Here is a 12,980-nt window from a genome sequence, read left to right as displayed (position 1 = left end):
TTTAAGACACCTTCGGGTTGTGAGGTTAAGCGACTAAGCGTACACGGTGGATGCCTAGGCAGTCAGAGGCGATGAAGGGCGTGCTAATCTGCGAAAAGCGTCGGTAAGGTGATATGAACCGTTATAACCGACGATACCCGAATGGGGAAACCCAGTGTGTTTCGACACACTATTGCATGGTGAATACATAGCCATGCAAGGCGAACCGGGGGAACTGAAACATCTAAGTACCCCGAGGAAAAGAAATCAACCGAGATTCCCCCAGTAGCGGCGAGCGAACGGGGAAGAGCCCAGAACCTGAATCAGTTTGTGCATTAGTGGAAGCGTCTGGAAAGTCGCACAGTATAGGGTGATAGTCCCGTACACAAAAATGCACTTATTGTGAGTTCGATGAGTAGGGCGGGACACGTGACATCCTGTCTGAATATGGGGGGACCATCCTCCAAGGCTAAATACTCCTGACTGACCGATAGTGAACCAGTACCGTGAGGGAAAGGCGAAAAGAACCCCGGCGAGGGGAGTGAAATAGAACCTGAAACCGTGTACGTACAAGCAGTGGGAGCCTACTTTGTTGGGTGACTGCGTACCTTTTGTATAATGGGTCAGCGACTTATATTTTGTAGCAAGGTTAACCGAATAGGGGAGCCGTAGGGAAACCGAGTCTTAACTGGGCGTCAAGTTGCAAGGTATAGACCCGAAACCCGGTGATCTAGCCATGGGCAGGTTGAAGGTTGGGTAACACTAACTGGAGGACCGAACCGACTAATGTTGAAAAATTAGCGGATGACTTGTGGCTGGGGGTGAAAGGCCAATCAAACCGGGAGATAGCTGGTTCTCCCCGAAAGCTATTTAGGTAGCGCCTCGTGAACTCATCTTCGGGGGTAGAGCACTGTTTCGACTAGGGGGCCATCCCGGCTTACCAACTCGATGCAAACTCCGAATACCGAAGAATGTTATCACGGGAGACACACGGCGGGTGCTAACGTCCGTCGTGAAGAGGGAAACAACCCAGACCGCCAGCTAAGGTCCCAAAGTCATGGTTAAGTGGGAAACGATGTGGGAAGGCATAGACAGCCAGGATGTTGGCTTAGAAGCAGCCATCATTTAAAGAAAGCGTAATAGCTCACTGGTCGAGTCGGCCTGCGCGGAAGATGTAACGGGGCTAAACCATGCACCGAAGCTGCGGCAGCGACGCTTAGGCGTTGTTGGGTAGGGGAGCGTTCTGTAAGCCGTCGAAGGTGACCTGTGAGGGTTGCTGGAGGTATCAGAAGTGCGAATGCTGACATAAGTAACGATAATGCGGGTGAAAAACCCGCACGCCGGAAGACCAAGGGTTCCTGTCCAACGTTAATCGGGGCAGGGTGAGTCGACCCCTAAGGCGAGGCTGAAAAGCGTAGTCGATGGGAAGCTGGTTAATATTCCAGCACTTGGTGTTACTGCGAAGGGGGGACGGAGAAGGCTAGGCTAGCCGGGCGACGGTTGTCCCGGTTCAAGCGTGTAGGGGGTGTGACTTGGTAAATCCGGTTGCATATTCAACCCTGAGGCGTGATAACGAGCCACTACGGTGGTGAAGTAGTTGATGCCATGCTTCCAGGAAAAGCCTCTAAGCTCCAGGTAACACGAAATCGTACCCCAAACCGACACAGGTGGTCAGGTAGAGAATACTCAGGCGCTTGAGAGAACTCGGGTGAAGGAACTAGGCAAAATGGTGCCGTAACTTCGGGAGAAGGCACGCTGGCGCGTAGGTGAAGAGACTTGCTCTCGGAGCCGAAGCCAGTCGCAGATACCAGCTGGCTGCAACTGTTTAATAAAAACACAGCACTGTGCAAACACGAAAGTGGACGTATACGGTGTGACGCCTGCCCGGTGCCGGAAGGTTAATTGATGGGGTTAGCAGCAATGCGAAGCTCTTGATCGAAGCCCCGGTAAACGGCGGCCGTAACTATAACGGTCCTAAGGTAGCGAAATTCCTTGTCGGGTAAGTTCCGACCTGCACGAATGGCGTAATGATGGCCAGGCTGTCTCCACCCGAGACTCAGTGAAATTGAACTCGCTGTGAAGATGCAGTGTACCCGCGGCAAGACGGAAAGACCCCGTGAACCTTTACTATAGCTTGACACTGAACATTGAGCCTTGATGTGTAGGATAGGTGGGAGGCTTTGAAGCGTGGACGCCAGTCTGCGTGGAGCCAACCTTGAAATACCACCCTTTAATGTTTGATGTTCTAACTCGGCCCCGTAATCCGGGGTGAGGACAGTGTCTGGTGGGTAGTTTGACTGGGGCGGTCTCCTCCTAAAGAGTAACGGAGGAGCACGAAGGTTAGCTAATCACGGTCGGACATCGTGAGGTTAGTGCAATGGCATAAGCTAGCTTGACTGCGAGAGTGACGGCTCGAGCAGGTACGAAAGTAGGTCATAGTGATCCGGTGGTTCTGAATGGAAGGGCCATCGCTCAACGGATAAAAGGTACTCCGGGGATAACAGGCTGATACCGCCCAAGAGTTCATATCGACGGCGGTGTTTGGCACCTCGATGTCGGCTCATCACATCCTGGGGCTGAAGTAGGTCCCAAGGGTACGGCTGTTCGCCGTTTAAAGTGGTACGCGAGCTGGGTTTAGAACGTCGTGAGACAGTTCGGTCCCTATCTGCCGTGGGCGTTGGAAGATTGAGAGGGGCTGCTCCTAGTACGAGAGGACCGGAGTGGACGCATCACTGGTGTTCGGGTTGTCATGCCAATGGCATTGCCCGGTAGCTAAATGCGGAAAAGATAAGCGCTGAAAGCATCTAAGCGCGAAACTTGCCTCGAGATGAGTCTTCCCTGTGGCTTTAAGCCACCTGAAGGGACGTTTAAGACTAAGACGTTGATAGGCTGGGTGTGTAAGTGCAGCGATGCATTGAGCTAACCAGTACTAATGACCCGAGAGGCTTAACCTTACAACACCAAAGGTGTTTTAGAGTGACTCTGCTGCGCGAGAGTGCGGTAAGTAGATTTTCAGCGAACGTTCCGAGATTGGTTCGTATGGCGAGGCGGAGTGATAACTCACGAGGCGGCGCGGTATGGATGAAACAGAATTTGCCTGGCGGCAGTAGCGCGGTGGTCCCACCTGACCCCATGCCGAACTCAGAAGTGAAACGCCGTAGCGCCGATGGTAGTGTGGGGTCTCCCCATGCGAGAGTAGGGAACTGCCAGGCATCAAATTAGTTCCTTTTCCCCTGACAAGGAAAATAACAGGAACAAACCTGTATCAGACGTTTTCTGATATGAGTGAAAGAACCGGTGGAGCGGTAGTTCAGTTGGTTAGAATACCTGCCTGTCACGCAGGGGGTCGCGGGTTCGAGCCCCGTCCGTTCCGCCAATTATTAAAAATTATGCCTGCTAACCTTAGCAGGCATAATGTTAAGTGTATTTTAGGGGCGTAGCTCAGTTGGTAGAGCACCGGTCTCCAAAACCGGGTGTCGCGAGTTCGAATCTCTCCGCCCCTGCCATTTAAGAGCCCTTCGCGAAAGCGAGGGGCTTTTTTTTGTTTTGAGATCCTGCAAATTATTTATTTACTTCATTCCTCCTCATCACTGATCCTTCTTCTGTATCTTTTTTGCACTATTCCAGCTCAATTCTTCCCATTTCCCTGGTTATTTCTGGTCATATTTCGGCTAAATACATGCACTAAATGATTGTTATTCCCGTATGTGACCCCGCTCATGCTCCGTTTTTCCCTGTGTACTAAACCTAATCATCGTCCTATGACGACAACCAGAATCGGACACGACTATTTTGCTCTTTTTACGGCGTAATTATCGTAATGAGCGAGGACATATGTCCGGTGAATGTTCTGGCCGTACCCAACGAGTCATAACAAAAAGTAGCTCAGACTACACGCGAGGAAAGAGACATGTACAAACGCTTATTTGTGGCAGCAGCAGTAGCAACAGCACTTTGTGGCGCGGCACAGGCAGCTCCGCTGGTTGTAGGTTTTTCTCAGATCGGATCAGAGTCTGGTTGGCGTTCTGCAGAAACTAAGGTGTCTAAATCAGAGGCCGAGAAACGCGGGATCACGCTGAAAATTGCTGATGCTCAGCAAAAACAAGAGAACCAAATCAAGGCAATCCGCTCATTCATTGCGCAGGGTGTCGATGCGATCTTTATTGCACCTGTTGTTGCAACCGGTTGGGCCCCCGTTCTGACTGAAGCCAAAGAGGCAAAGATCCCTGTATTCCTCTTAGACCGCACGATTGAAGTCAGCGATCCGTCGTTGTATACCGCTGCTGTGGCATCTGACAGCGTCTATGAAGGTAAAGTGGCCGGTGACTGGCTGGTGAAAGATGTGGCCGGCAAACCATGTAACGTGGTCGAACTTCAGGGAACCGTCGGCGCGAGCGTCGCGTTAAATCGTAAAAAAGGTTTTGCTGATGCGCTCAAAGCCGCGCCGAATGTCAAAATCATTCGTTCTCAATCCGGTGACTTTACCCGCAGTAAAGGTAAAGAAGTTATGGAGAGCTTCATCAAGGCTGAGCAAAACGGCAAGAATATTTGTGCCGTTTACGCACATAACGATGATATGGCGATCGGCGCTATTCAGGCTATCAAAGAAGCCGGTCTGAAACCGGGTTCGCAGATCAAAATCGTTTCAATTGATGGGGTTCCTGACATCTACAAAGCCATGCTGAATGGGGAAGCGAATGCCTCAGTCGAACTGACGCCAAACATGGCGGGTCCGGCGTTTGATGCGCTGATCGCAATGAAAAAAGACGGTACTCAACCGAAGAAATTTATTCAGACGCAGTCTGCGCTGATCCTGCCGGACATGGCTCAGAAAGAATATGACATGAAAAAAGACATGGGTTATTAAGCCGATTTTACCGGTCTGTCTCACGGGCAGGCCGGTAAAAATTATTCCCATTCCGCCGGTAGCGGATGCTGCAGGAGTAGTGATGTGACGGATAATCCAGGTTCAGCAGTGCTGCTTGATGTGCGGGGCCTCTCAGTAGAGTTCCCCGGCGTTAAGGCGCTGGAAAATGTTGATTTTACTCTCGAACGTGGTGAGATCGTGGCTCTTTTAGGAGAGAACGGTGCCGGTAAATCCACAATGATTAAAGCCCTGACTGGCGTATATAAACGTTCTGCCGGGCAGGTATTTTTGAATGGTAATCCCATCGAGCCGGTCAATACGGCCCATGCGCAGTCGTTGGGAATTGGTACTGTTTACCAGGAAGTGAATCTGCTGCCGAATATTTCCGTGGCGGCCAATCTCTTTATCGGTCGCGAACCTACCCGGTTTGGTCTGGTAAATCAGCGTAAAATGGAACAACAGGCTGAGGCGCTCCTGGAAGGTTACGGCTTAAATCTGGATGTCAGCCAGCCGCTTTCAACCTATTCCATCGCCATCCAGCAGATCGTGGCGATTGCGCGAGCTGTCGACCTATCTGCGCAGGTATTAATCCTCGACGAACCTACCGCCAGTCTCGATGCCAAAGAAGTCAGCATGCTGCTGGATATTCTCGTGCAGCTGCGTGACAAGGGTGTTGGGATGATTTTCGTGACTCATTTCCTCGATCAGGTTTACCGCATCAGCGACCGTATTACAGTGCTTCGCAACGGCAAACGTGTGGGTTCAGAGCGCACGGTTGATTTGCCACGTATCGATCTGGTGCCGATGATGTTGGGACACAGCTTTGATGAAAGTCTGCTTAAACGTACTGAACATCGGAATGTCACCGGTGAACCGCTGGTGGATTTTAAGGATTACGGTCGCCGTGGCGTGGTCGAGAATTTCGACCTGAAAGTCCGTCGTGGTGAAATTGTCGGGCTGGCCGGATTGTTGGGATCGGGACGGACAGAAACCGCTCAGTTGATTTTTGGCATCAAAGGTCATGACAGCGGCAAAGCACGGGTTGATGGCAAGGAAGAGACCATCAGCACGCCGCGTAAAGCGGCCAAACTCGGATTTGGTTATTGCCCTGAGGATCGCAAGACCGATGGCATTATCGGCGCAGCCACGGTCCGTGAAAATATCATTCTGGCCCTACAGGCTCAACGCGGTTGGTTACGTCCGCTGCCGATGAAAGAACAGCATCAGATCTCAGAGAAATTCATCAAACTTCTCGGAATTCGAACACCCGGCACCGAGCAGGAAATTCAATATCTCTCCGGCGGTAATCAGCAAAAAGTCCTGCTTTCACGCTGGCTTGCCACTCATCCTCGCTTTCTTATCCTTGATGAACCGACCCGCGGGATTGACGTCGGTGCGCATGCTGAAATCATCCGCCTGATTGAAAAATTGTGTGATGAGGGGCTGGCATTGCTGGTGATTTCATCCGAGCTGGAAGAGCTGTCGGGCTATGCCGACCGTATCGTGGTATTACGCGATCGTCGCCATGTTGCCGAAATTGAGCAGGCTGAAATCTCCGTGCCAGCCATTATGAAAGCCATTGCGGCCCAATGAGGAGATATCGATGAGTAACAGGAGTCTGCCGATGACAGGGTCACCGCACAAAGTTCGATGGGTATTTCCGAAAGGTGCTACGCAAATCGGGGCATTCATTGCCATTTTACTGATCGACAGCCTGGTTGCTCCGGGCTTTTTCTCAATCCACATTCAGGATGGCCGTCTGTTTGGCAGTCTGGTGGATATCTTTAACCGCGGTGCGCCGGTGGCTTTGCTGGCTCTGGGTATGACGCTGGTGATTGCGACCGGGGGAATTGATCTTTCGGTCGGCGCGGTGATGGCGATTGCCGGGGCAACGGCGGCCACCATGACGGTTCAGGGTTATCCGCTGGCGATGGTGCTGCTCGCTTCCGTCGGGGTAGGCGCGGTTTGCGGCCTTTGGAATGGCTTTCTGGTCGCGGTTCTGCAAATTCAGCCGATCGTTGCGACGCTGATGCTGATGGTTGCGGGACGCGGTATCGCACAGCTTATCACCGAAGGACAAATTGTCACGTTCGAACACAATGGTTTATCGCAGTTTGGCAGCGGTTCTCTGTTCTATCTGCCGATGCCGGTGATCATTGTGGTTGTGATGCTGGTTCTGGTGTGGGCGCTGACGCGTAAAACAGCGCTTGGGCTATTTATTGAATCCGTCGGGATCAATATCCGATCCGCATATAACGCCGGAGTGAATGCGCGTCTGGTGCTGATCTCTACCTACGTAATTTGCGGGATTTGTGCTGCGGTTGCGGGTGTCATCGTCACGGCAGATATTCGCGGTGCCGATGCCAATAACGCCGGTTTATGGCTGGAACTGGATGCGATTCTGGCGGTGGTGATAGGTGGTGGTTCGTTGCTCGGAGGGAGATTTAATCTACTCCTTTCGGTTATCGGTGCGCTCATCATTCAGGGCATGAACACCGGCATTCTGCTCTCCGGTTTTAAACCTGAGTTTAATCTTGTACTCAAAGCGCTGGTGGTACTGGCCGTGCTGGTGGTCCAGTCACCCCGGGTATCGCTCAGTAATCTGTTCCGGAGGAAGGGATAATGCTCAAAAGAAATCTGCCCCTGCTGATTACTATCGCGGTGTTTCTGGCCGGATATGGCTATTGCTTCACCCAGTTCCCCGGATTCGCCTCCACGCGCGTCTTCTTTGATTTACTGACAGATAACGCCTTTCTCGGCATCGTAGCCGTCGGTATGACCTTCGTGATCCTCTCAGGTGGCATCGATTTGTCTGTGGGATCAGTGATCGCTTTTACCGGCGTTTTACTGGCGAAACTCATTGGCGATTACGGCGTTGCGCCCGGCTATGCCTTCGTGATTGTCCTGCTGATGGGGGCGATGTTTGGCGCACTCATGGGTTGGATCATCGATACGCTGAAGCTTCCTGCGTTTATTATTACCCTGGCAGGAATGTTTTTCGTTCGCGGGATGAGTTTTATCGTTTCCGAAGAATCGCTGCCCATTAATCATCCGGTGTATGATTTTCTGGCCAGTTACGCATGGAAAATGCCGGGCGGAGGACGTTTCACGTTGCTGGCGTTAATCATGCTGCTGGTCGTCTTCGTGGGGATTATTTTGGCGCACCGGACACGCTTTGGGAACAATGTCTACGCGGTCGGTGGGAGCAACGTGTCGGCGGCGCTGATGGGCGTTCCCGTAAGACGGACCACGATTTACATCTACATGCTGTCGAGCACGCTGGCAGTCCTTTCTGGCATCGTGTTTTCACTCTATACCTCCGCCGGATACGCGCTGGCAGCCAGTGGGGTAGAACTGGATGCTATCGCTTCTGTCGTCATCGGAGGGACCTTGTTGAGCGGCGGCGTAGGAACCGTACTTGGAAGCCTTTTCGGTGTGCTGATTCAGGGCCTGATCCAAACCTACATCACGTTCGACGGTACACTCAGCTCGTGGTGGACCAAAATCGTGATGGGTATCCTGCTGTTTGTCTTCATCGGTTTGCAGAAGGGCATGGGCTCATTCTGGACCGCCAGAAGAGCGCGCCATCCGCGCCCTGAGCCGACCTGATAGCGGGGGGCTCAGAGATGGGTGATCAGCGGTGTTTTAAGTAACTGACGGATAAGAACCTGCTGATCGCTATTTTGCAGCCATACGGCGTACAGCGGGCGGATAACCGGTGGAATCTCTTCATGGGCGGCCAGCTGGGGATATTCTTTCGCCCAGTGTGACGGCAGGAAAGCGCAGCCACCGGTCTGCTCCAGTAATTGTCGCGTCAGATGCGCTGACGTGGTGGTCAGAACGGGTTCCTGATCGCTATTTTGCAACTTTTCCTGTTGAGGAAAATCGGCGCCCCATTCCAGTTTCACGTAAGGCGATTGTTCCCCTCTGACTGTTTTTTTCGATGAAAAAAGTCGTAACGAGAAATTACCCAACAGCTGACTTGAGAGCTCGTCCATTTTTGGTGGCTCGGTGGTGATCAGCAAATCCAGTTGTCTTTCATGTAATTGCTTGACGAGCGACTGGCGCAACGCGATGCGTGCTTCCAGCCGCAAAGTATCACGTTGCACGTAAAGCGACTGCATCCACGGCGTCAGATAGGCTTCCCATAACGAGGCCGTGGCACCAATCGACAATTCTGTGTGCTGTAACGAGCGTATTACCTCTTTTTTCGCCAATTGCCAGGTAGACATCAGATTCTCGGCGTAAGGCAGCAGACGCTCTCCTGCGGGCGTTAAGCGGATATTATTTCGATGGCGGGTGAACAAATTTGCGCCAAGTTGGGTTTCCAGTTGCCGGATACGAAAGCTGACAGCGGACTGCGTCAGATAAAGCGATTCCGCTGCCCGACCAAAGTGGCGAGTTCTACTGACCTCCAAAAAGGTTTTCAGTAATTCCGTGTCCAAAACCATCTCCAATTATTTTTGTCGTTAAGATTTAAATGTTTTGTTTTACACAATGTCAAGCCTAACTAATACTCCGCGCCATAACAGCACGACCATGAGAGAATTAGGAGCGTGTCAGATGGCGGAAAGCTTCACCACGACAAGTCGTTTTTTTGATAATAAACATTACCCTCGCGGGTTCTCCCGGCATGGCGATTTCACCATTAAAGAAGCGCAAATGCTAGAACGTTACGGCTTTGCCTTTAACGAACTGGATTTGGGAAAACGCGAGCCAGCAACCGATGAAGAAAAGCTGTTCCTTGAGGTTTGCCGCGGTACGCGCGAACCGGTAACGGAAGCAGAAAAAGTGTGGAATAAGTACATCATCCGCACCCGTCGTCCGAAGAAATTCCACACGTTGTCCGGCGGTAAACCGCAGGCAGACGCAGTAGAAGACTACACGGAAAGCGACGACTAATAAAACGGGGCTATGCCCCGTTTTTTATGCCAGACTCTTATGCAGAGTTAACAATAGCCTATCCATAGTGCGATAGCTCAGCGCCTCCGCAATATGTTTGCGTTCAATGGCTTCACTCCCCCCAAGATCGGCCAGTGTTCTTGCGACTTTCAGAATACGATGCCAGGCTCTCACTGATAATCCCAGTTTATGCAGTACTTCTTCCAGAAACTCCGCATCCGCCTTCGTTAACACACAATACGTTTCCACCTCACTGCTGTTCATATGCGCATTGATTTTCCCCGCACGGTTTAACTGAATTTCTCTGGCAATTAGCACCCTTTCCCGAACTTCTGCACTGCTTTCCCTGACGGTCGGTGCATGGTTTTGCTGGCTAAGGATCCCCGGGGGTAAAAGTGGCACTTCAATCGATAAATCGAACCTGTCCAGAAAAGGCCCTGAGAGCCTGCCCAGATAGCGCAGAACCTGCTGGGGCGGTGTGCGGTTGTGGATGCCCTGATAATGCCCTGTCGGGCTGGGATTCATGGCCGCGATCAGCTGTGCTCTTGCCGGATAGCGCACTTTCGCTCTGGCGCGGGAAATGGTGATCTCGCCGGACTCCATCGGCTGGCGTAACGCATCTAACACCTGCCGCTGAAATTCCGGCAGCTCATCGAGAAACAGGACGCCGTTGTGCGCCAGCGAAATTTCTCCAGGCCTCGGTAGCGAGCCGCCGCCGACCAGTGCGCTCATCGAGGTGCTGTGATGCGGTGCGCGAAAAGGCCGCACGCGGGAGAATTCTCCGTCCTCCTCCGGGTTATACACCAGGCTGGCGATGGCCGCTGTTTCCAGCTTCTCCTCATTGCTCAGCGGTGGCAATAATCCCGGTAACCGGCTGGCGAGCATGGTTTTTCCCGTTCCCGGCGGACCAATCAGCAGCAGGTTATGCCCGCCCGCTGCGGCGACTTCCAGCGCTCTCTTGGACTGCTCCTGGCCAATGATCTCCGCCATGTCGGGCTGATGCACAGGTGCGGGCGGCTCTGCGGGATAGTTGATGGGCGGCAGGCTGTCTTCGCCTTGCAGGAAAGCGCAAACCTGTAGCAAGTGCCCGGCGATCTGCGCAACCCCCGGATCGAGCAGCGTCATTTCCATCTGGTTGTTTTGCGGTAGGATCAGTATCCGCCCCTCTTTCTGCGCCTCAAGTGCTGCCGGGATCGCGCCATTAACGCTGCGTAACGCACCAGAAAGCCCGAGCTCACCCAAAAACTCGTAGGCCTCCAGCTTATCGCCCTGCAACTGCTCAGAAGCCACCAGAATCGCCAGCGCGATCGACAAATCATATCGCCCGCCTTCTTTGGGTAAATCTGCCGGGGCGAGATTGACGGTAATGCGCTTTGCAGGAAAGGTGAATCCGCAGTTGATGATAGCGCTACGCACGCGATCCCTGGCTTCTTTGACGGTAGTTTCGGGCAGTCCGACCAGCGTCAGTGCCGGTAAACCGTTGCTGATATGCACTTCGACAGAGACGCCGGGTGCCTGAACACCGAGCGATGCGCGCGTATACACCACGGCTAATGACATGCTTTTTCCTTTGCTGTGAAAATTCCTGTCAGCAGCATGCCGCAATGCAATCCTGCAGTGGAAATAAGATCACAGCCTTGCGCAGCATCGCGTAAAAAATTTTTAAAATTTACGCTGTGAAATCAAAAGTCTGTGCGATGCCTCGTAAAGTCAGCAACATTCTTTAACAGCCTGAGGTTTCTGGAAACAAATTAGCTGGCTAATTAAGTTGCCGGTTTGCGAGACAGAGGTGTTTAATTTGAGTGTATTTAACAATAAATAAACAAATACCCATTATTAATTAACATCTCTCTGCCTCACCGAGGATTCTCCGGATCGGCTCGTGAGCGCATTGCCTACATCTTTCCGGAATAGGGATACACCCATGTTTGGTTGGACTTCTCGGCAGCGAAACGTTGCCATTGCCAGTTTCTTAAGCTGGACTCTCGATGCCTTCGATTTTTTCATTTTAGTCTTTCTGCTCAGCGATATAGCGACGGCGTTTCAGGTCGATATCAAAGAGGTGACGCTGGCGATTTTGCTGACACTGGCCGTTCGGCCAATAGGGGCATTATTGTTCGGGCGGGCAGCGGAAAAATATGGGCGTAAACCGGTGCTGATGGTAAACATTGCCTGCTTTTCAATTTTCGAACTTTGCACAGCAGCGGCGCCTTCATTGACGGTTTTCCTGATCCTGCGCGTGATATACGGCGTGGCGATGGGCGGAGTCTGGGGCGTGGCGTCATCACTGGCGATGGAAACCATTCCTGACCGTTCACGCGGGATGATGTCCGGAATTTTTCAGGCCGGTTATCCGTTTGGTTACCTGCTGGCGGCGGTAGTTTACGGTTTGTTCTCTGAACTGGTTGGCTGGCGCGGAATGTTTGTGATCGGCGCTGTCCCCGTTTTCCTGCTGCCATTCATCTGGTTCAAAGTGCAGGAATCGCCGGTCTGGCTCGCTGCCCGCGAACGCAAGGAAAGCACGGCATTGCTGCCGGTGTTGAAATCGCACTGGAAGCTATGCGTCTATCTGGTGGTGTTGATGGCGGCATTTAATTTCTTCAGCCACGGAACGCAGGATCTTTACCCATCATTCCTCAAAGTTCAGCACGGTTTTGATGCCCATACAGTCAGCCTGATTGCGATCGGTTACACCATCGCCTCCATCATTGGCGGCATCTTCTTTGGCACCATGTCGGAGAAAATCGGGCGCAAAAAAGCCATTATTATCGCGGCGTTACTCTCTTTACCGGTGATCCCATTGTGGGCCTTTTCCAGCGGAACCTGGACTATCGGTCTGGGCGCATTCCTGATGCAATTTATGGTGCAAGGCGCGTGGGGCGTGGTGCCGTCGTACTTAACCGAGTTGGTGCCCGCGAATACCCGCGCCGTGCTGCCCGGATTTGTTTATCAGCTCGGGAATCTGCTGGCATCGGTCAACGCGACCTTGCAGGCGAGCATCGCCGAAAGCCACGGACATAATTATGGTCTGGCGATGGCGATTGTTGCCGGGACGGTGGCAATCGTGATTTCCATACTGGTTGCGTTTGGGCGGGATACGCGCGGAAAAGCCATAACAGGTGCAATAAATAATCAGACAGTGGATCAACCCGCTAAGGTTTGATTTTCCAGATTTTTTTTGGCGGATTGTGCAACGGTGCGCAAATAATAACGCAAGAAAAATGTTGTCATT

At 52.3% G+C, this 12,980-nt stretch carries 8 protein-coding genes, 2 tRNA genes and 2 rRNA genes; 10 read left to right on the top strand and 2 right to left on the bottom strand.

What is annotated here, in order from left to right; genetic code table 11:
• Positions 1 to 23 precede the first annotated feature (23 nt).
• From AC0Z7K_RS17415 to yjfF, 8 genes are all read left to right on the top strand, one after another.
• A 23S ribosomal RNA gene (locus tag AC0Z7K_RS17415) occupies positions 24 to 2,933 on the top strand.
• 142 nt (positions 2,934 to 3,075) lie between these two features.
• A 5S ribosomal RNA gene (gene rrf, locus AC0Z7K_RS17410) occupies positions 3,076 to 3,191 on the top strand.
• An 87-nt stretch (positions 3,192 to 3,278) separates the two neighbouring features.
• Positions 3,279 to 3,355, top strand: a tRNA-Asp gene (locus tag AC0Z7K_RS17405).
• Between the two features lie 54 nt (positions 3,356 to 3,409).
• Positions 3,410 to 3,485, top strand: a tRNA-Trp gene (locus AC0Z7K_RS17400).
• A gap of 404 nt (positions 3,486 to 3,889) precedes the next feature.
• Positions 3,890 to 4,846, top strand: a complete 957-nt coding sequence (ytfQ, locus tag AC0Z7K_RS17395) for a galactofuranose ABC transporter, galactofuranose-binding protein YtfQ (protein WP_056772381.1) — start codon at positions 3,890 to 3,892, stop codon at positions 4,844 to 4,846.
• Positions 4,847 to 4,957: 111 nt separating this feature from the next.
• Positions 4,958 to 6,439: a galactofuranose ABC transporter, ATP-binding protein YtfR gene (gene ytfR / locus AC0Z7K_RS17390; protein ID WP_413531149.1), complete on the top strand. Its 1,482-nt coding sequence runs from the start codon at positions 4,958 to 4,960 to the stop codon at positions 6,437 to 6,439.
• A gap of 10 nt (positions 6,440 to 6,449) precedes the next feature.
• Complete coding sequence (gene ytfT, locus AC0Z7K_RS17385) at positions 6,450 to 7,469, top strand: galactofuranose ABC transporter, ATP-binding protein YtfT (RefSeq protein ID WP_485615304.1); 1,020 nt, start codon at positions 6,450 to 6,452, stop codon at positions 7,467 to 7,469.
• Positions 7,469 to 8,455 carry a galactofuranose ABC transporter, permease protein YjfF gene (gene yjfF / locus AC0Z7K_RS17380; RefSeq protein WP_413531062.1) on the top strand — a complete coding sequence of 329 codons (987 nt, stop codon included), beginning with the start codon at positions 7,469 to 7,471 and terminating at the stop codon, positions 8,453 to 8,455. The genes ytfT and yjfF overlap by 1 nt, the downstream gene beginning before the upstream one ends.
• An 11-nt stretch (positions 8,456 to 8,466) precedes the next feature.
• Here yjfF and hdfR read toward each other — a convergent pair whose 3' ends face one another.
• Complete coding sequence (hdfR, locus tag AC0Z7K_RS17375; RefSeq protein ID WP_413531063.1) at positions 8,467 to 9,291, bottom strand: HTH-type transcriptional regulator HdfR; 825 nt, start codon at positions 9,289 to 9,291, stop codon at positions 8,467 to 8,469.
• 118 nt (positions 9,292 to 9,409) lie between these two features.
• Here hdfR and AC0Z7K_RS17370 point away from each other — a divergent pair, with 118 nt between their 5' ends.
• Positions 9,410 to 9,748, top strand: a complete 339-nt coding sequence (locus AC0Z7K_RS17370; protein WP_112165461.1) for a MaoP family protein — start codon at positions 9,410 to 9,412, stop codon at positions 9,746 to 9,748.
• 24 nt (positions 9,749 to 9,772) lie between these two features.
• Here the strand turns inward: AC0Z7K_RS17370 and AC0Z7K_RS17365 are convergent, their stop codons facing one another.
• Entirely contained in the window at positions 9,773 to 11,308 is a 1,536-nt protein-coding gene (locus tag AC0Z7K_RS17365; RefSeq protein ID WP_413531064.1) for a YifB family Mg chelatase-like AAA ATPase, read from the bottom strand.
• Positions 11,309 to 11,672: 364 nt separating this feature from the next.
• Between AC0Z7K_RS17365 and AC0Z7K_RS17360 the strand changes: the two genes are divergently transcribed.
• Entirely contained in the window at positions 11,673 to 12,911 is a 1,239-nt protein-coding gene (locus tag AC0Z7K_RS17360) for an MFS transporter (RefSeq protein WP_413531065.1), read from the top strand.
• The last annotated feature ends 69 nt before the right edge of the window (positions 12,912 to 12,980 follow it).

Source organism: Rahnella sp. 1L-D-7-B-C2, assembly GCF_057290995.1.
This window is presented reverse-complemented; position numbering and strand designations above follow the sequence as displayed.